Here is a 20,156-nt window from a genome sequence, read left to right as displayed (position 1 = left end):
CCATCTCGGAACGCTGCCTAAGCGGCGGAGGACTTCTCCCGCCTCGCGCGTGCCCCGGGGATGTTCCCTCCCCGGGGCACGCGCGATCCCGCGCTCAGCCGAGGGCCAGCACCGCCATGACCAGGCGGGCGGTTCGCCCGCCCTCCTGTTCGGCGATGCCGAGCGCGGTGCGCGCGTCGAGGTCGTCGAGGAGCGCCTCGGTGACGGCCGCCTCCGCCGCGGGGGAGTTCCCGCCGCGGCCGGCCGCGATGTGCAGCCGCTCCAGGCGCTCGGCGGCGTGGTCGAGGAGGCCGGGCGTGTAGTCCCAGTCCTCCCGCCAGGGCTCGCTGATGAGCATGAGCCGGACGGCGGCGGCCGGATGGCCCGGGACGAGGTCGGAGACCAGGACCAGATTGCCGGTGGACTTGGCCATCTTCACCCCGTCCCGGCGGACCATGCCCACGTGCAGCCAGGCCCGGGAGAAGGGATGCACGCCGGTCAGCGCCTCGGCCATCGCGGACTCGTAGGCGTGGTGCGGGAAACGCAGGTCGGTGCCGCCGGCGTGCAGGTCCAGCGCCGGGCCGAAGATCGTCATGGCCATCGCGGCGCACTCGGCGTGCCAGCCGGGCCGTCCCCGCCCCCACGGGCTGGGCCAGGCGGGCTCGCCCGAGTGCGAGGGCCGCCAGACGGCGATGTCGAACGGATGCTCCTTGCGGGGATCGTCGGGTTCGTCGCCGTACTCGGCCAGCAGGGCGCGGGCCTCCCCGTCGTCGAGCCCCGCCCGCCGGGGGACGTCGGCGCCGCGGAAGTAGACCGCGCCGTCCCGGACGTAGGCGGAGCCGGACGTGAGCAGCCCCTGCGCGAGCGCGATGACCTCCCGGACGTGGTTGTGCGCCCGCGGCTGGTGGTCGACGGCGTGGACGCCGAGCGTTTCGAGGTCGCGTTCGAAGTAGTACTGCTGGACGGCGGCGAAGCTGTCGTACGGGCTGCCGGCGCGGTGCGCGGCCTGGTTCAGCACGTCGTCGACGTCGGTGACGTTGCGGCAGACGCGCACGTCCCCGCCCGCGTGCCGCAGGACGCGGGCCGCGATGTCGGCCCAGACGAAGGTGCGGGCGTGGCCGAGATGCGTCGCGTCGTACGGGGTGATCCCGCAGACGTACATCCGGGCGGGACCGACGACCGGCAGCGGGCGGCCGCCGATCCGGAGGGTGCGGTCGGGTGCGTTGAGATTCACGGGAATGCCGTTCCTCGCGGTGGTCGGGACGTGAAGGGAGCCTGGCGCTCGGTGCGATTGTCTCCAGTGTGCTGAGGAGGCGGGGAACACGGCACCTCCGAAGGTCCTTCCTTTTCGTCCCGGTACGGGACCAAGGTCCCGGCGGCCGGTGACCTTGGGACGCTGATCCCCGGTCCGTCCAGGCCGAGGCTGGGGACATGACAGAGCCGCTTTCCGGCGCGCGGGCCTTCGCGTTGCTCACCGACGGTACGCAGATCGAGATCGGCAGGCTCGGTGCGGCGGACCTGGACGCGGTCCGCGAGCTGCATGACGGCCTGTCCGAGGAGAGCCGGCACCTGCGCTTCTTCGGCCTGAACCGGGCGATGGCCGGGCAGGTGGCCGCACGGGTCTGCCGGGCGGGCGGCGACGCCCGCGACCACGCGGCGCTCGGCGCCTGGCTGCGCGGCGAGCTGATCGGGATGGCGGAGTACGAGCCGACCGGCGTGCCCGGGCAGGTCGAGATCGCGATCGCGGTCGCCGACCGGATGCACCGCCGGGGCGTCGGGACGCTGCTGCTCGAACATCTGGGGTCGCTGGCCCGCGCCAACGGGATCGTCGCGTTCCACGCCGACACGCTGCCCGAGAACAGCTCGATGCTGCGCGTGTTCGCCGATGCCGGGCTGTCCCCCCGGCAGCGGATGTCGCACGGCGTCGTCGAGCTGACGATGCCGCTGGTCCCCGACGACGGTTACCTCGACGCGGTCGCCGAACGGGAACGGCGGGCGGATGTGGCGAGCCTCGAACCGCTGCTGCGGCCCCGGGTCGTCGCGGTCATCGGCGCGTCCCGCCGGCGCGGGACGGTCGGCGCCGAGCTGCTGCGCAACATCGTCGACGGCGGTTTCAAGGGCGCCGTCTACGCCGTGAACCCGCACTGCGCCGGGTCCGACATGCACGGCGTCCCCTGCGTGGCGACGCTCGCCGACCTGCCGGAGCCGCCCGACCTCGCGGTCGTCACCGTGCCCGGGTACGCCGTGCCCGGCGTGGCCGCCGCGTGCGGCCGGTCCGGGACGTCCGCGCTGGTGGTGATCAGCTCCGGGCTGACCGCCGAGCAGGGGCGCGGCCTGCTCGCCGCCTGCCGCGAGCACGGCATGCGGCTGGTCGGGCCGAACTGCCTGGGGATCGCCAACACCGGCATCTGGCTGGACGCGACGTTCGGCGCCCGCCGTCCCGTCCCGGGGATCGCGGGCGTGGCGGTCCAGTCGGGCGGTGTCGGCGTCGCGCTGATCGAGGAGCTGTCCCGGCTCGGCATCGGCGTCTCCACGTTCGCCTCGGTCGGCGACAAGTACGACGTGAGCGCCAACGACCTGCTGATGTGGTGGGAGTCGGACGAGACGACCCGGCTCGGCGTCCTGCACGTGGAGTCGTTCGGCAACCCCCGCAAGTTCGCCCGGACGGCGCGCCGGGTCGCCGCCCGGATGCCGCTGCTGACCGTCCTCGCCGGACGGTCCGCGCCCGGCACCCGGGCCGCCGCGTCGCACACCGCCGCCGCCGCGACCCCGGAGCTGACCCGCCGCGCGCTGTTCGAGCAGGCGGGCGTCGTGGCCACCGACGACCTCGGCGAGCTGGTCGACGCCGCCGCGCTGCTGGCGACGCAGCCGCCGCCGGCCGGGCCGCGGGTGGCGGTGGTGTCCAACGCCGGCGGGGCGGGGGTGCTGGCGGCCGACGCCTGCGCCGACGCGGGGCTGACCGTCCCCGTCCTGGACGCGGCCACCCGGCGCGCCCTCGCCGGCATGCTGCCGGTCTGCGCGGCGGCGGCCAATCCGGTCGACACCACCGCCGCCGTGTCCGCCGAAGTGTTCCAGGACGCCCTCGACCTGGTCGCCGCGGACGCGTCGGTCGACGCCGTGCTGGCGCTGGTGGCCCCGACCGCGCTCGGCGACCTGCGCGGCGCGCTCGGCGGCATCGGCAAGCCGCTGGCGGCCGTGGTGCTCGGGCAGGCGGAGACCGTCACGGTCAACGAGCGCGGCGTCCCGTGCTACGCCTATCCGGAGAACGCCGCCCGCGCGCTCGCCCACGCCTGGACGTACGCGCGCGGACGGAACGTCCCGCGGGACGCACCGCCCGCCCTGCCCGGCCTGCACCCGCAGGAGGCGGCCGGAGTCATCGCCGGATACCTGGCCGGCGCGCCGGACGGCGGCTGGCTGCCGCCCGTCGACACCTTCCGCCTGCTGGAGTCCTACGGGCTGCCGATGGCGCCCTGGTGCTGGGCCAGGACCGAGGACGAGGTGGTCGCGGCGGCCCGCGAGCTGGGCGTTCCGGTGGCGCTGAAGGCGCACGTCTCCGGGGTCGTGCACAAGACCGCGGCGGGCGCCCTGGAACTGGGCCTGGACGGGGAGGACGCCGTCCGGGCCGCGTTCGCCCGGCTGTCCGGGCGGTTCGGCGGCGATCTGGGGGGCATGCTCGTCCAGGCGATGGCCGGCGAGGGCGTCGAGGTACTGTGCGGCGCCGTCCAGGACGAGGTGTTCGGAGCAGTGGTGATCTTCGGGGCCGGGGGCGTCGACACCGACGCGCTGGCCGACCGCGCCGCCCGGCTGGCGCCGCTGACCGCCCGCGAGGCCGACGAGCTGATCCGCGCCCCCCGGCTGTCCGCGCTGCTGCTCGGCCACCCGGCCCGGCCGCCCGGCGACGTCGCCGGGCTGCGCGAGGTGCTGCTGCGGCTGTCCCGGCTGGTGGCCGACCATCCGGGGATCACCGAACTCGACCTCAACCCCACGATCGTCCGCCCCGACGGGGTCATGGCCGTCGACGCCCGGGTCCGCCTCGCGCCCCGCCGCGCGTGGGACCCCTATCTGCGCCGCCTCCGCTGACCGATGCCGGCCAGGCGACATCACGCGAGCACCGCGACCGTCACCGCCGAGGCGGGCGCCGACCCGCGGGAACCGCTGCCGCTGCTCCGCAAGGAACTGGGCACCGGCGACCGGGGCCTGTCGGGACGTGAGGCGGCCCGGCGGCTGGCGGTCTACGGGCCCAACCAGGTCCGGCGGCGCGAGAAACGGTCACTGGCGCGGCTGCTGACCGCACAGCTCGCCCATCCGCTGGCGCTGCTGCTGTGGGGCGCGGGCGCGCTGGCGTTCATCGCCGGGATGGCCGTGCTGGGCTGGGCGATCCTGGCGGTGATCCTGATCAACGCCGGGTTCGCGCTGCTGCAGGAGCACCAGGCCGAACGCGCGGTGGAGGCGCTGGCCGCGTACCTGCCCGAGCGGGCCCGGGTCATCCGGGACGGGCGCCGGCAGGCCGTGGACGCCTCCGCCCTCGTCCCGGGCGACCTCATCGTGCTGGAGGAGGGCGACAAGATCCCCGCCGACGGCCGGCTGACCGACGGGGCGCTGGAGGTCGACCTGTCGATGCTGACCGGCGAGTCGGCGCCGGTGGAGCGGGCGGCGGCCCCGGCGGAGGCGGGCGCCCCGCTGCTGAGCGAACCGAACCTGGTGTTCTCCGGGACGACCTGCGTCGGCGGCGCGGCGCAGGCGATCGTGTTCGCGACCGGCGGGCACACCGAGCTCGGCCGCATCGCCGCGCTCAGCCAGCGCATGCCCCGCCGGGAGAGCCCGCTGGAGACCCAGGTCAGGAAGGTGGCCTGGCTGATCGCGGCGGTCGCGGTCGGGATGGGCGTGGTCTTCCTGCTGCTCGGGGCGCTGGTCGGGCTGCCGCTGACGGACGCGCTGATGTTCGCGATCGGGCTGCTGGTCGCGAACGTCCCGGAGGGGCTGCTGCCGACGATCACGCTGGCGCTGGCGGTCGGCGTGCGGGTGCTGGCCCGGCAGGGCGCGGTCGTGAAGCGGCTCAGCGCGGTCGAGACGCTCGGATCCACCAACGTCATCTGCACCGACAAGACGGGCACCCTGACCCAGAACCGGATGCGGCTCCAGACGCACTGGACCCCGCGGACCGGGGCCGGCACCGACGCGCCGGTGCCGGCCGAGCTCGCGCAGGCGATGACCGAGTGCACGACCGTGTCCTACGGCGAGTCCGGCGAACTGCAGGGCGACCCGACCGAGATCGCCCTGGTCGAGGGCGGCGGTCCCGGCCTTCCCGCGCGGCTGGCGGCCCGCGACGAGCGGCGCCGCGCGGTCTTCCGGTTCGACGCGCGGCTGCGGCTGATGTCCACCGTCGTCCAGCACGACGACCACCTCGCCGTCTACGTCAAGGGCGCGCCCGAGTCCGTCCTGGCCCGCGTCGCCGACGCCGACCGCGACGCGGTCATGGCCGTCGTCGGCGAGCTCGCGCGCCGGGGGCTGCGGGTCCTCGCCGTCGCCGTCCGGGACCTGCCGCCCGGTGCCGGGGTCCCGGAGCGCCGGGACGACGCCGAGACCGGGCTCCGCCTCCTCGGCCTCGTCGGGCTGTACGACCCGCCGCGCCCGCAGGTCGCCGGCGCCGTCGACCGCTGCCACGGCGCGGGGCTGCGCGTCCACATCGTGACCGGCGACAACGGCGCGACCGCCGCCGCCGTCGCCGCGGAGGTCGGTATCGGAGTCCCCCGGTTGCGGGTGGTCGCCGAGTCCGAGCGGATCCACGACCACGAGCTGGACGAGCTGCTGACCGGCGACGCCGAGATCGTCTTCGCCCGGTCGTCGCCGGAGACCAAGCTCAAGGTCGCCGACGCGCTGCGCGCCCACGGGCAGGTCGTCGCGATGACCGGGGACGGCGCCAACGACGCGCCCGCCCTGCACCAGGCGCACATCGGCGTCGCGATGGGACGTTCGGGCACCGACGTGGCCCGCGAGGCGGCCACGATGGTGCTGACCGACGACAACTTCGCCACGATCGTCACCGCGATCGAGTCCGGGCGCCGCGTCTACGACAACGTCCGCAAGTTCATCCTGTACATCTTCGCCCACGCCGTCCCGGAGGTCGTCCCGTTCCTGGTGTTCGCGCTCAGCGGCGGCCTGATCCCGCTGCCGCTGACCGTCCTGCAGATCCTCGCGATCGACCTCGGCACCGAGACGCTGCCCGCGCTCGCGCTCGGCCGCGAACCCGCCGAGCCGGGCATCATGGACCGGCCGCCCCGCCCGTCCTCGCAGGGCGTCATCTCCCGCGACATGCTGATCCGCGCCTGGGGCTACCTCGGCCTGGTCTCCGCCGCCCTGGTCATGTCGGTGTTCTTCTACGTCCTGTGGCGGGCCGGCTGGCAGCCGGGCGACGCCACCGGGGCCGGCTCCGCGCTGCACCACGCCTATCTGACCGCGACGACCGCGACGTTCGCGGGCCTGGTGACCTGCCAGGTCGGCACCGCGATGGCCGCCCGCACCGACCACGCGTCCCTCCGCGAGGTCGGGCTGACCACCAACCCGCTGCTGCTGGCCGGCATCGCCTTCGAGCTGCTGTTCGCCGCCGCGCTGATCTACCTGCCGCCGTTGCAGGGCCTGTTCGGCACCGCCGCGCTGCCCCCGGACGTGCTGGCGATCATCGCGGTGTTCCCGGTCATCGTCTGGGGAACCGACGAACTGCGCCGCCGGCACCGCCGCCGGCGCGCCGTCCCCGCTCCGCAGGCCGCATGAGCAGGGACGACATCAGTCCGGCGCCATCAGTCCGGTTCTCCGGCGGGGACCTCCTTGAGGAGTTCGTCGATGCCGTCGCGGATGCCCGCGCACAGCGTCCCCAGGTCGGGAACGGCGTCACGGTCGGCGGTGACGCCGAACGACAGGCCGCCGTCGTAGGACACGACGCCGATCGACACGCGCAGGCCGGCGGCGATCGGGATGTAGGGGTCCATCTCCAGCATCCGCCGCCCCATCGCGTACAGCGGGAACGACGGGCCGGGGACGTTGGTGACGATCGTCTGGATCAGCGGCTGGCGCATCCGCAGCGCGGTGCGGGCGGCGACGGCCAGCAGGCCGGGCACGCCGCCGACCAGCTTGACGAACGAGTCGACGCCGGCGACCTGGCCGCTGTTCTTCAGCCCGTCCATCTGTTCCCGGACGATCCGCAGCCGGCGCAGCGGATCGTCCTCCCCGCACGGCAGGTCGCACAGCAGCGCCGACACCCGGTTCGTCAGGATCCCGCGCTCGTCGGGCGACCGGACGGAGACCGGCACCAGGGCGCGCACGACCGTGTCCGGGGCGAGCGTGCCGCGGGCGGCGAGCAGGTCCCGGAAACCGGAGGCCGCCGCGGCCAGCGCCACGTCGTTGACGGACCCGCCGAACGCGCGCCGGATGCGGTCCACCTCGTCCATCCCGGCGTAGGCCCGCGACCAGCGGCGGGCCGGGACGGTCGGGCCGTTCAGCTCCGGCGCGCCGGAGCCCATGAGCCGGGCCGCGCAGGCGGGCACGGCCTTCGCGGTGGCGACCGAGTCGCGCAGCGCCGGGAGGAACAGCCGGGTCGCCTGCCGCCGGAAGTCCTTGAGCCCGTCCAGCACGCCGTCGCGGAGGACGGCGCCGATGGACGGCTCCGGATCGGGCATCCACACCCGCGGCTCCGCCGGCGTCCAGCCGGGGGCGACGTCCAGCAGCACGGTCAGCAGGTCGATGCCGGCCAGCCCGTCCACCATGCAGTGGTGCACCTTCGAGAACAGCGCCCAGCGGCCGTCCGGCAGCCCCTCGACCAGCCACACCTCCCACGGTGACCGGGTGAGGTCGAGCCGCCTGCCCAGCAGCCGGCTCGCCAGCGCGTGCAGCTCCTCCGGGCCGCCCGGCGGCGGGACGACCGTGTACCGGACGTGGTCCTCCATGGTGAAGTTCCGGTCGTCCACCCAGACGGGGTGCGCGAGGTTGAACGGGACGGTCCGGACGCGCTGCCGGCAGCGCGGCGCGAGCCGCAGCCGGGCGAAGATCTCCCGCACCAGATCCGGGTACTCCGGCGCCGGGCCCTCGAACACGGTGACGGTCCCGATCTGGAGGGGCCGCGTGTCGTTCTCCGCGAAGTACATCCCCGCGTCCAGCGCGTTCATCCGTTGCATCGTTCATCCCCCGGGGTGAGGTCTCACTCCGAGCAAACCCCGGCGCGGCCCCCCGTCCCAGCGGCGTTCGCCCCCGGAGGGAGGGACGAAGGTCCCGGCGGGCGCCGGCCGGCGTGGAAGGCCAGGGCGCCGGGGAGGATCGGCAGCCAGAAGCTGAGGACCCGGTAGACCAGCATGGTCAGGACGGCTTCGGTCGGCCCCGTCCCGAGGGTGACCAGGGCCAGGACGAGGACGGGTTCGACGACGCCCAGGCCGCCCGGGAGGGGACCGAGGAGGCGCAGCGGGACGAGCAGCAGGTGGACCGCCGCCAGGGTGGCGGCGGGCAGTGGCACGTTCATCGCGTGGCTCACGGCCAGGAACGCCAGCACCGAGCAGGTGGTGACCGCGGAACTGCCGGTGAGGAGCGCGATCAGGTGCCGGGGGCGGCGCGCCAGCCGGGGCAGCCCGGCCGCCGCGGCGCCCAGCGGCAGGACGATCTCCCTTCGGCGCCGCCACAGCAGGACCGTGCCGAGGGCGACGACGACCGTGACGGCCGCGACCAGGGGCCCGGACCATGGCGGCGAGTCGAACGACTCCCGGCCGTCCAGCACGGCCGAGGCCAGGGCGAGCGCCAGCGCCACCGTGTGGACGAACGCGCCGGTCAGCCTGGTGAGGGCGACGGTCTCGACGGCCTCGTGCGGCCCGGCCCCGTGGTCGCGGAGGTAGCCGCCGAGGACGGCTTCGCCGCCCCGGCCCGCCGGATGCTGACGTGCGGTGTAGGACGCGGCGACCTGGCGCAGACAGGTGCGTCCGAAGGCGAGGCCGCGCGGTGAGGCGCCCAGCAGGGCGAGCGCGCCCGCGGCGTAGGAGGCCGCCACGAGCAGGGCGGCCAGGACGAGCCACCGTATGTGGGCGTTCGCGAGGACGGTCATCGGGGAGCGCAGGCCGGTGACCCCGATGAGGCCGTGGTAGGTGACGTACCCGGCGAGGACGAGCAGCAGCAGGGACCAGGGCCGGGACGGAATCCGCGACAGCGGCCGCGGCGCGGCCGGGCTCGCGCCCGGACCGGCCAGCGAGGTGCGGAGTTCCGCCAGGATGTGCGGGTGTTCGCGCACCTTCGTCCGGGTGGAGCCCGCCAGCGCCAGGGGTTGCAGGTAGGGGACGGCGGCCTCGATGGCGCCCGGCCCGAGTACGTCCGTGGCGGCCCGGACGGCGCGGTGCGGGCCGGCGACGAGGGCCGTGGAGACGAGCAGCTCGGCCACGTCCTGGGCGAGCCGCTCGTCGCTCGCGGCGTCCTCGGCGAACCCGAAGTCGACGAGGACGGGCCGGCCGTCGGAGCCGACGAGGACGTTCGCCAGCCGCAGATCGCGGTGCGCGATGCGGGCCTCGCGCAGCTTCGCGACCTCGCCCCACAGCAGGCGGAGACCGGCGTCGTCCAGTGCCCCGAGGGGACGGCCGCCGGTGCCGACCGCCTCTTCCGCGAGGATCCACGTGCCGGCCCCGGCGGGCGCCACCCCGATGACGGCGGGGACGCGTGCCCCGGCGTCCGCCGCGCGCATCAGCATGTACGCCTCGTGCTCCACCTGCCGTTTGGGGCTCGCCATCGGCGCCTCATCCTCGACCTCCCGGTAGAGCAGGAAGCGGGCCGTCTTGAACAGCAGGTCCGCGTCGCGCTGGTCGCGGCCGAGCGCCTTGACGAAGACGGCCCGCCCGTCCGCCGTGACGGCGGTGAACGGGATCGAGCCGCGCGCGTCGGCCTTCAGCGGCTCGACCTTGGGCCGTTCCAGTCCGCAGCGGGCAAGGCCCGCGGCGATCGACGCCGGCACCGGGATGTGGTTCGGCGTGCCGCGTGCGAGGTGGACGGCGCCGCCGACCGCCCAGCCGAGCGCGGCACCGGCGACGACGTCGAGCGGGAAGTGGGCGCCGACGTAGACGCGGCCGAGCCACACCCCGGCCGCGACCGCCCACAGCGCCCACCGGACCGGGCGCCGGACGTGCCCGGCGGCCACGGTGGCCAGGGCCGCGGCCACGGCGGCGTGACCGGAGACGAACCCGAGCCCGCCCTCGTGCGCGCCGCGCAGGATGACCTCCGACAGCAGCGCGCCGGGCCGGCCGCGATCGGCCAGGTCCTTGATCGGCTTGGCGAGCAGCCAGGCCGCCGTGCCGGCGAGTGCCAGATCGACGGCGAGCCGGACGCGGCGGAAGGCGAGCGCGGTCACCGCGGTCACCGCGACGGCACCGAGCGCGCCCGCCTGCATCACGACGTTGACCGGCCAGAACAGCAGGCCGGGCAGGTCGTTGACGAGCCGGAACAGGTCGGCTTCGGGGCGCAGCAGGAATCCGTCGGCGGCGAAGACGGCGAGGGAGAGGCAGAGGGTGAGCCCGGCGGCCACGCGGATCACGTCCGCGGGATGCCGCGCCGTGGCGGGCGCCTTCGGAACGAAACCGGTCACCGGGAACCGCCGGCCCCGCCACCGTCTGACCGCCGCGCGGGGTTCCGGCTCTTCGACCGGGGGAGGCGTCTCCATGGGGCCGGTCACCTCGATGTGGTCGGTCACCAGGGCCCAGCCGCCCGGATCGACCTCGGTCACGAACCGGACGGCCGGGACGCGCGCCCCGGCCCGCCGGGCGCGCATCAGCAGGTAGCCCTCGTGTTCGGCGAGCTGCTTGGCGGTGGCGAACGGCGGTTCGCCCGGTCCGCGCCGCCACAGCCGGCCCAGCCGGTGCAGCGTGTCCGCGTCGCGCTGGTCGCGGCCGATCACCTGCACGAGCAGCGGCCCCGCGGACGTGTCCGCGGCGTAGCGGACCGCATGCCGCGGGTCGCCCGGCAGCGCGCGCACGTCCGTGACCGTTAGCCCGTGGCGGGTCAGCATCCCCCGTACCGCCGCGAGCCGGGGCCGGTGGCCGGGCGTCCCGATGACGAGAAGGGCCGCCGCCCCCACGCCCCAGCCCAGCGCGGCACCGCCGAGCACGTCCACCGGGAAGTGCGCCCCCACGTACACCCTGGCCGCGCCGACGGCGGCGACCGCCGGCCACAGGACGCGCCGGTACGGGCGGGGCAGGTAGGCGCTCGCCACCGTGACCAGGGCCGCGGCGACGGCCGTGTGCCCCGCGACAAAGCCCGTGCCGAAGGGCGTCGCGTCGGCCCGGAGCGCGACACCGTCCAGCAGCGCGGCGGGACGCGGCCGTCCGGACACGTCCTTGACGACCTTGGCGAGCACCCACGCGAGCGTCCCGCCCATGGCCAGCGTGACGGCGAAACGGAACCTGCGCGAAGCGGCGGCGGCCACCGCCGCGACGCCGGCCGCGCCGACCCAGCCGCCCTGCATCAGCAGCCACATCGGCAGCTCGATGGCGTCCGGCAGGTCGTTCACCAGCTGGAACAGGTCGGCGTCCCAGCCGGGCACGCCGCGGCTCAGCGCGGCCGCCCCCGCCAGCGCGGTCAGTGCGAGCCCGAGCCGGGCGGCGTCCATGGGGTGGTGGAACACGGCCGGGTGCGGCCGGACGGCGGTCACCGGGCGGCGCCACCGCCACCACGCCCACGCCGCCCCGCCCGCCGGGAGATAGAGCAGGTAGGTGAAGAAACGGAACAGCAGGACGCCGGCCGTGGCGGCGGGCAGGTCCGCGCCGGTGAGGTCCAGCCCGCCGATCAGCGCGAGTTCGAGCACGCCCGCGCTGCCGGGCGTGAGCGGGATGGCCGTCACCTGCCGCGCCACCGTGTAGACGGTGAACGCCTCCAGCACCCCCACCCGCGATACGCCCGCCGCCTGCAGCGACACGTACAGCACCGCGAACACGCAGACGTGGTAGCCGACGGCGGACAGCGTCAGCGCCGGCCACCGGGCGCGGATCAGCTCGCGCGCCTCGCCCTGGAACCGCCCCACGGCATCGGTGTGGTCACCGATCCGGCGGTGCAGCAGCCGCGCGGCGGGACGGGCGGCGCGCGAGAAACCGGCGACGATGGCGGACGCGGCGCGGTCGCTGCACAGCATGACGGCGGTCAGCGCGACGAGGACGGCGGCCACCCCCAGCCCGAGGGCGCCGGCCCCGCGCACCCCGGGGGGAACGTCCGACGCCATGGCGAGCAGCCCGAGCGCGAGCAGCGGCAGCGTCAGCCGGACGACGAGGTTCCAGACGCCCGTCACCAGCACTTGCAGTGCGATCGGGCCCGCCCGGAACCCGAGGTCCCGTGACATCGTGACGTTCAGTGCCGCACCGGCGGCGCCCCCGCCCGGCAGCACGTAGGCGAGCGCGGTCGTCACCACGTTGATGACGGACGCGTGGGCGAGCCGCAGCCCCGGCAGCGCCGCGCTGAGGCCGACGGCCGACAGCAGCACCGACAGCGCCGTGAAGGCCGACAGCAGGACGAGGTCCGGCGCCCGCACCCGCGTCCGCAGGATCTCCGCGACCCGTTCCAGATCGACCAGGTGGGGCAGCACCTTGCCGAAGATCGCGGCGACGATCAGCAGGCCGAGGACGCGGCCGAACCACACATGACCGCGTTCCCGTCCCGCCTTGTGCTCCCTGGCGGCCGGCGGCCCGGTGGGGTCGCCGGCGGCGGTCCGCACGCTCACCGGTCAGCGGATGAGCGCGTCGAGGGTGGTGAAGGAGTAGCCGGCGTCGCGGAGCCCCTTGATGATCGCGGGGAGCGCGTCGGCGTCCAGCGTGGTGCTGTCGTCGGGGTTGGCGCCGACGTGCATGAGGACGATCATCCCCGGCGTCTTGGCGGCCAGCACGCGGGCGATGACCTTGTCCGCGGTCTGCCCGCCGGAGGTGCCCTGCCAGCCGAGCGAGTCGACCGTCCAGCCGACCGGGGCGTAGCCGAGGCCGTTGAGCAGCGTCACGTCCGAGGACGTGTAGGCGCCGTAGGGGAAGCGGAACAGCGGCTTGGTCTCGGCGCCGTTGACGTTGAAGATCGCCGTGCGGGCGGTGGTGACCTGGGTGCGCGCCGTCGTGTCACTGATCTTGGTGAAGTCGGGGTGGGTGTTGCTGTGGTTGCCGATCCGGAACCCCGACCCGGCCAGCAGGTTGCTGTAGACCGGGAACGTGCGGACGAAGTCGCCGACCAGGAAGAAGGTCGCGGGCACGTTCTCCCGCTGCAGGGTGGCGCGGATCGAGGAGACCCCTGCGGCGTTCCAGGCGGCGTCGAAGGTCAGCGCGGCGACCTTGGACGTGGTGGGGATCTTGGTGACGTTCTTGCCGAGCAGCGAGGACGGCACGGCGGGGGGCGGCCCGGGGACCCAGGCGCGCTGGTCGGTCGTCCAGGTGGTGCCGGTGATGGTGCGGCTCCAGAACGCCCCGTCGCGGCCGCGTCCGACGGACACGCTCTTGCCGCCGGCGAAGGCCGCGCCGGGGCCGTCGACGTACAGGCCGCCCATGATCTGCCAGCCGCCCCACGAGCCGGTGTAGGCCCGCACCCGCAGCCGGTTGGTCTCGGCGTTGCGGACGTACACCCAGACCCGCCCGGTCGCGGTGTCGGCGGCGATGCCGGGGGCGCTGTAGGTGCTCTCGCCGAGGGACGTCCAGTCCGACCAGGTGGTGCCGGTACGGGTCCGGGTCCAGACGGCGTGGTCGCGGCCGGTGACGACGACGCGGACGGCGCCGGTGCCGGTGACGGCGGCGGCGGGCGCGGTGTCGGCGGTCATGTCGAGCGCCGTCCAGCCGCTCCAGCCGGTTCCGGGGGTGTAGGTCTTGGTCTGCAGCTTGTCGGCGGTGTCGCGGACGAACACGTCGACGCGCCCGTCGGGGTGCCCGGCCGCCGCGGGCGAGGTGCTGATGAGCAGGTCGTCCACCTTGGTCCAGGGCTGCCAGGTGCCGTTGACGCGGACGCGCTCCCACAGCCGGCCGTCGACACCGCGGCCGTACACGTGCGGGTTGCCGCCGGCGAAGGTGACGGCCGCGCCGCCGATCAGGCGTCCGGTCAGGTTGAGCGGGGTGGACCAGGCGCCGTCGACGAACCGCCGGTACAGCACGCTGGTCGTCGAGGCCCGGTAGGCGACGTCGAAGCCCTTGCCGCTGGGCCAGCCGGCGACGCCCGGGGTGTAGGTGGGCACGTCCTCGGTGGCCGCCGCGCGGGTCGGCGCGGCGGGAGAGGACGTCGCCAGGGCGGGTACGGCCGGCGCGGCCACCAGGGCCGCCGGAAGCAGTACCGCCGTTGAGAACGCGGTGAGGCGTCGCATCGGGATCACCGTCCTTTGGTGGGGGATTTCAGCGTCACCCCAGGTGATCTCCCCGTCGAGCGGACAAAGGTCCCGCACTTCCGCGTCAAACGTCGGTAAATCAGCGTTTCGTGGTGTCGTGCACGTCGGCGAGGACGAAGTAGCTCTCCTCCTCCTGCGCGAAGTGCAGCCGCAGGACGGCGTACAGCTCCTGGACGGTCCTGCGCAGGTCGCGCACGGGCTCCGGCGCGGCCGGGACCGCCCGCAGCTCCGCGATGAGCGCGCCGAGCCGCCGCGTCAGCTCGGCGATCTCGGTGTGCCCGCGGCTCATCGCCCCGGTGGGGTCGGCGCCGCCGAGCGCCCGCGCGACCGCCGGGTAGAGCAGCCGCTCGTCCTTGCGTTCGTGCTCGGCCAGATCGGCCAGGAAACCGGACAGCGTGTCCAGGGCCGTGTCCCGTTCCCGGCCGCCGGACACGGCGATCGTGTCCGCCAGGGTCGGCAGCCGCTCGATGCGCGGCCACAGTGCCCGGTGCTCCTCGTCCAACTGCCGGACGAGTTCGGCCGCGTCGCCGTGCAGCCGCGGCGTCCGGTCGCGGCCGGGGCCGAGCGCGCGGAGCGCGACGAGGATCGCGACGATGTCGATGCCCTCCTGGAGCAGCGCGCCCGCCGCCGGGGCCAGCAGGCCGAACGCCGCGGCGACCATCGCGGCCAGCGACATCCCCATGCCCACGACCACGCTCTGCCGGGCGACGGACCGGGTGCGCCGCGCGATCGCGAGCGTCTCGGCGAGCCGCTCCAGCCGGTCCACGGTGATGACCGCGTCGGCCGCCTCGGAGGAGGCCGTCGCGCCGCGTGCGCCGAGCGCCACGCCGACCCCGGCCGCCGCCAGCGCGGGCGCGTCGTTGACGCCGTCGCCGACCATCACGGTCGCCGCCCGCTCGCTCTCCGCGCGGGCGACCTCGACCTTCTCGGCCGGGGTCAGCCCGGCGCGCACGGCGTCCGCGCCGACCAGTTCGCCGATCGGGCCGGCGACGTCCGCGCGGTCGCCGGTCACCATCACCGTGCGGACGATGCCGGCCCGGCGGAGCAGCCGGAACGTGCGCGGCGCGTCCGGGCGGACGCGGTCGCGCAGCAGCAGGGCGGCCGCGAGCCGCCCGTCCACCCCGACGAACACGGTGATCGCGCCGTGGGCGGCGGCCCGGCGGCGCACGCGGTCCAGCCAGGCGGGGTCGGCGTCCCCGGCCCAGCTCGCCTTGCCGACGCTCACCCGGCGGCCGTTCACGACCCCGCGCACGCCCTGGCCGGCCTGCTCGGTGACGCCGGACGGCGCGGTGAGCCGCAGCCCGCGCTCATGGGCGCCGCGGACGATCGCCGAGGCCAGCACGTGCGGGGACACCTGGTCGAGCGAGGCGGCCAGCAGCAGCGGATCGTCCGCGGGCGCGGGGTCGGCGGTGACGACCTCGGCGAGCGTCGGATGCCCGGTGGTGATGGTGCCGGTCTTGTCGAACAGCAGCACCCGCGCCGTGGCGAGCCGCTCCAGCGCGCCGCCGCCCTTCACCACCACGCCCCGGCGCGCACAGCGCGACAGGCCGGAGACGAACGCGATCGGCGCGGCGAGGATCAGCGGGCAGGGCGTGGCCACGACCAGCACCGCCACGGCCCGCACCGGATCCGCGGCGGCGAGCCCCGCCGCCCCGGCCAGCACCAGCGTCACCGGGATGAACAGGGCCGAGTACCGGTCGGCGAGCCGCACGAACGGCGCGCTCTCGGCGGCGGCCTCCTCGGCGAGCCGGACGATCCCCGCGTACGTGCTGGACCCGGCGTCGTTGGTCGCGCGCAGCTCGAACGGCTGCCCGGAGTTGACGGCGCCGCTGCGCACCGCGTCGCCCGCCGGGTGCTCCACCGGCAGTGGCTCGCCGGTGAGCGTGGACTCGTCCAGGACGGCCGTGTCCCGCTCCACCAGCCCGTCCACCGGCACGACCTCGCCCGGGCGGACGAGTAGCCGGTCGCCCGGACGCACCTCGGCGACATCGATCGTGGCCAGGCCGCCGTCCGTGCGGCGGTGCGCGACGCGGGGCGCGAGCGACAGCAGCGCGCTGAGGTCGCGGCGAGCCCGCCGCCCCGCGCGTTCCTCCAGCAGCCGCCCGCCGGTGAGCATCACCGCGATCACGGCGCCGGCGAGCGGCTCGTCGACGGCGATCGTGCCCGCCAGCGCGAGCACCGCGATCACGTCGCTGCCGAACCTGCGGTGCAGCAGCCCGTCCACCACCCACCAGAGCGCCGGGACGAGGGCGAGGACCGTCACCAGCAGCCAGATGAGGTCACCGGCGCCCGTCTGGCCGGCCCAGCGGACGGCGGCACCGGCCGCCAACCCGCCGGCGGCCAGGGCGAGGAGCACCTCGGGACCACGTCGCGTGATCACAGCCCGCATGCCCATCCCCACCTCGTCACGCACAGGAATCCGGATTTTCCACGTTTGCGGTAGTGGCCTCCGGATTCCAGGGCCGACGGGCTCATCTCGGCCGGGCATAAGGGCCGCCCGGATGGGGACCTTCGCCCCTAGGCCGGCGCGGACCTGGAAAAGAGCGTGGATAGGGGACCCGCCCGTCATAAGGAGAACGCGATGTCCGAACCGATCGTCGTCGGCACCGACGGCTCCAATGAGTCGGACCGTGCCCTGGAGTGGGCGGCCGCCGAAGCCGCCCTGCGCGAACGCCCCCTGCACATCGTCCACGCGGTGGAGAGCTGGCCCTACAAGGCGCCGCTGTTCCTGCCGGCCGAGACCGCCGAGCGGATGACCCGCGCCGGCCGCCTGATGCTGACCGCCGCCCGCGAGCGCGTCAAGGAGCGGTGGCCCAACCTGGAGACGACGACCACCCTCGTCGCCGATGAGACCGCGCAGGCACTGCTGGACCAGTCCGACAAGGCTTTCGAACTGGTGCTGGGCAGCCGTGGGCGGGGCGGGTTCGCCAGCCTGCTGCTGGGTTCCACGAGCCTGCGGCTGGCCGGGCGCTCCACCATTCCCGTCGTGATCGTGCGCGGTGACGTCACCGACCGCGGCGAGATCGTGGTGGGCATCGATCTTCTGCACGATGCCGGAGCCGTCCTGGACTACGCCTTCGAGGCCGCCGCGGTGCGCGACGCCCGGCTGCGGATCGTGCACGCCTGGCAGACCGTCGGGACGCTCATCGAGGCCGGTTACGCCGTCGACGCCGAGCAGATCGAGCAGGACCTGCGCACCCGGCTCGTCGAGGCGTACAAGCCGCTGCGCGCCAAGTACCCGCGGGTGGACGTGGTGGACGAGGTCGTCCTGGAGCACCCGGTGACCGCGCTGTCCAACGCGTCGCGCAACGCGCGCCTGCTCGTGGTCGGCGCCCACGACCGGCACTGGAACGCGCCCCAGCTCGGCTCGGTCAGCCACGGTGTCATCCACCACGCGCGCTGCCCGATCGCCGTCATCCCGCCCCGCTGACACCCGCGGGGAACGCTGACACCTGCGGGGAACGGGGCCGCGCCGCCCGGCACGCTGACCGGGCGGCGAGGGACGGTGCTCAGTTCGCCCCCGTCTGGAAGGCCGACAGGTGCCGCTGCGACGTGGTGGCCAGCCGGTCGTAGACCTGCTTGACGTCCGCCGCCTTGGCCTCGTCGGCGGCCTTCTTCAGCTCGGTGATCTGGGCCTTCTCAAGGTCCGCGCCGACCTTGAGCGCGGCCTGCTCGCTCGCCGATCCCTGCGCGAGCAGCCGGTCGTAGTCGGCCTTGAGGTCCGCCGAGGCGAACTGTCCGGCGGCCTTGCCCGCCGTGGGGTCGGGCACCCCGTACCGGTCGAGCAGCGTGCGGACCGCGTTCTGGTGGTTGGTCTCGGCCTTGGCGATCCGGTCGAAGACGCGCGCGTCATAGCGGGCCGCGAAGGCCGTGTACAGGTCGTGTGAGAGCTTCTCCTCCTCGGCGGTCTTGGCCAGGGCGGTCTTCTGCTCGGCGGTCAGCGTGCCGCTGGGAGCGGTGAGGTTCGGGCAGGTGCCGTCGCCCCGCTTGTGCTCGAAGCCGTGCCCCATCCCAGGCCCCATCCCAGGCCCCATCCCAGGCCCCATCCTGTGTCCGGCTCCCGGTCCGGCCCCGGGGCCGCCGGGCTGGACGGTCTGGGTCGCCGCCGGCCGCTGGCCGGGTCCGCCGGGTCCGGCGGGTCCGGCGCCGGCCAGGACGGGGGCGGCCACGGCGATCCCGCCGAGTGCCAGCGCGCCGCCCGCGGTGAGGGCGATGGCCGTCTTGCCGATGCGCTTCATGATCGTTCTCCTTGTCTCTCCGCGTCTCCTCCGCCGACACCCTCACGGTGCGGCGCCGCCCTGCAGGCGGGATGTGGGCCGTGTGGAGTCCGTGTGGAGATCCGGAGACCCGGCCGTTGGTCCCTGTCCGGCGCGGGACGCCGCGATGTATCCAGGACATATGGCACGCGGGAGACAGAGCGGCGCGGCGGCGTTGGGGCCGCAGTTGTTCGCCGCGTTCCTGCTGGTGGCGCTGGCCTCGACCGCGGTGCTGACGGCGGCGGCGCTGATCGGCTCCGACCGGGGCCTGGTCGCGGCGCGCCAGTCCGAGCGTGACCGGACGGCCGCGCGGGTCGCCGCCGAGGCGGGCGACGCCTACACGGCGGCGGGCGGCTGGGCGGGCGCCGACCTGCGGCAGGCGCGGGTGCTCGCCACGGCCGCGGGGGCGAGGCTGTTCGTCCTGGACGCGCGGGGGCGGATCGTCGCGTCCCCCGCGGGCACGGGCCCGGGGCGTCCGGGCGGTCATGGTCCCGTGGCAGCCGCGGGCACGGTGACCAGGACGGTCACGGCCGGTGGGACGGCGGTCGGCGCGGTGCGGCTGGCGTTCGGCTCCCCGGCGGCCACGTCCGGGCGGAACGTCGCCTGGTCCTGGATCCTGCCGTCCGCCGCCGGTGCGGTGGCCGTGGCGGCGGCGGTGAGCTGGTATGTGTCCCGCCGCATCACCCGGCCGCTGGTGCGCCTCGCCGCCGCCGCGCGGGCGCTGGCGGCGGGGGACCGGTCGGCGCGCGCCCGGGTGAGCGGACCCGGGGAGCTGGGCGAGCTGGCCACCGCGTTCGACCGGATGGCCGACGAGCTGAACCGCGCCGAACTCGGCCGCCGGCGGCTCGCCGCCGACGTCGCGCATGAGCTGCGCACCCCGCTGACGGGGCTCCAGGCGGGCCTTGAGGAACTCCGGGACGGGCTCGCCGAACCGGACCCCGCCCGCCTGGCCGCCCTGCACGATCAGGCCCTCCGGCTCGGCCGGATCGTCGGTGACCTCGCCGAGCTGTCGGCGGCCGAGTCGGCCGCCCTGTCGCTGCACCTGGCCGATGTCGATGCCGGCGCCGTGGCGCGCGAGGCGATCGCGGCGCACGCCGCCCCGCTCGACGCCGCCGGGATCACCGTCCGGGCCGACCTGGCGGACGGGGTGGTGATCCGCGCCGACGCCGACCGGATTCACCAGGCGCTGGGCAACCTGCTGTCCAACGCCGTCCGCTACTGCCGTCCGGGCGACACGGTGACGGTGCGCGTCCGGGGCGAGGGCGCCGACGCCGTGATCGAGGTGGCCGACACCGGGCCGGGGATTCCGGACGCCGAGCGCTCGCACGTCTTCGAGCGGCTGTGGCGCGGCACGTCCGGGCGCGGGGTGGCCGGCTCGGGCATCGGCCTGGCCGTCGTCCGTGAGCTGGTCAGCGCGCACGGCGGCACGGTGGCCGTCGCGCCGGGAGAGGGCGGCGGCACGGTCTTCACGGTCCGCCTGCCGCGCGCCGCCATGTACCCCTAGGGGTATTTGTCAAACCTCCTCCGCTGCCGGTACCGTGACGGGCAGATACCCCATGGGGTATATCAGGCAT

10 protein-coding genes are annotated in these 20,156 nt (G+C 75.3%); 4 read left to right on the top strand and 6 right to left on the bottom strand.

Features of this window, described 5'->3' with window-relative positions; translation table 11 throughout:
* Window positions 1–94 precede the first annotated feature (94 nt).
* Window positions 95–1,213 (bottom strand): class I tRNA ligase family protein, encoded by a 1,119-nt coding sequence (locus AF1_RS13810; RefSeq protein ID WP_242608712.1) that lies wholly within the window; start codon window positions 1,211–1,213, stop codon window positions 95–97.
* Between the two features lie 197 nt (window positions 1,214–1,410).
* On the opposite strand from AF1_RS13810, the gene AF1_RS13805 reads away from it, so the two are divergent.
* Window positions 1,411–4,059: a bifunctional acetate--CoA ligase family protein/GNAT family N-acetyltransferase gene (locus AF1_RS13805; protein ID WP_067797778.1), complete on the top strand. Its 2,649-nt coding sequence runs from the start codon at window positions 1,411–1,413 to the stop codon at window positions 4,057–4,059.
* Window positions 4,060–4,062: 3 nt separating this feature from the next.
* On the top strand, window positions 4,063–6,750 hold the full coding sequence (locus AF1_RS13800) for a cation-translocating P-type ATPase (protein ID WP_067797775.1): 2,688 nt from the start codon (window positions 4,063–4,065) through the stop codon (window positions 6,748–6,750).
* Window positions 6,751–6,776: 26 nt separating this feature from the next.
* Here AF1_RS13800 and AF1_RS13795 read toward each other — a convergent pair whose 3' ends face one another.
* From AF1_RS13795 to AF1_RS13780, 4 genes are all read right to left on the bottom strand, one after another.
* Window positions 6,777–8,147 (bottom strand): WS/DGAT/MGAT family O-acyltransferase, encoded by a 1,371-nt coding sequence (locus AF1_RS13795; RefSeq protein WP_067797772.1) that lies wholly within the window; start codon window positions 8,145–8,147, stop codon window positions 6,777–6,779.
* 23 nt (window positions 8,148–8,170) lie between these two features.
* The gene (locus AF1_RS13790; protein ID WP_067797769.1) at window positions 8,171–12,700 is read right to left on the bottom strand and encodes a lysylphosphatidylglycerol synthase domain-containing protein; all 4,530 of its coding nucleotides are present in this window, start codon (window positions 12,698–12,700) and stop codon (window positions 8,171–8,173) included.
* Between the two features lie 3 nt (window positions 12,701–12,703).
* A complete protein-coding gene (locus tag AF1_RS13785) occupies window positions 12,704–14,305 on the bottom strand; it encodes a polysaccharide deacetylase family protein (RefSeq protein ID WP_067797766.1) in 1,602 nt (533 codons plus the stop codon).
* A 100-nt stretch (window positions 14,306–14,405) separates the two neighbouring features.
* A complete protein-coding gene (locus AF1_RS13780; protein ID WP_067797809.1) occupies window positions 14,406–16,715 on the bottom strand; it encodes a heavy metal translocating P-type ATPase in 2,310 nt (769 codons plus the stop codon).
* Between the two features lie 192 nt (window positions 16,716–16,907).
* Here AF1_RS13780 and AF1_RS13775 point away from each other — a divergent pair, with 192 nt between their 5' ends.
* Window positions 16,908–17,756 (top strand): universal stress protein, encoded by an 849-nt coding sequence (locus tag AF1_RS13775; RefSeq protein ID WP_067797763.1) that lies wholly within the window; start codon window positions 16,908–16,910, stop codon window positions 17,754–17,756.
* Window positions 17,757–17,835: 79 nt separating this feature from the next.
* On the opposite strand, the gene AF1_RS13770 is transcribed toward AF1_RS13775, so the two are convergent.
* Complete coding sequence (locus AF1_RS13770) at window positions 17,836–18,564, bottom strand: DUF2202 domain-containing protein (protein ID WP_067797760.1); 729 nt, start codon at window positions 18,562–18,564, stop codon at window positions 17,836–17,838.
* A 160-nt stretch (window positions 18,565–18,724) separates the two neighbouring features.
* On the opposite strand from AF1_RS13770, the gene AF1_RS13765 reads away from it, so the two are divergent.
* The gene (locus tag AF1_RS13765; RefSeq protein ID WP_207393989.1) at window positions 18,725–20,086 is read left to right on the top strand and encodes a HAMP domain-containing sensor histidine kinase; all 1,362 of its coding nucleotides are present in this window, start codon (window positions 18,725–18,727) and stop codon (window positions 20,084–20,086) included.
* The last annotated feature ends 70 nt before the right edge of the window (window positions 20,087–20,156 follow it).

Origin of the sequence: Actinomadura formosensis NBRC 14204 (assembly GCF_001552155.1) — a bacterium.
Classification (GTDB): domain Bacteria; phylum Actinomycetota; class Actinomycetes; order Streptosporangiales; family Streptosporangiaceae; genus Spirillospora; species Spirillospora formosensis.
Note: the sequence above shows the minus strand (reverse complement) of the source record. Positions and strands in the feature narration are given on the sequence as shown.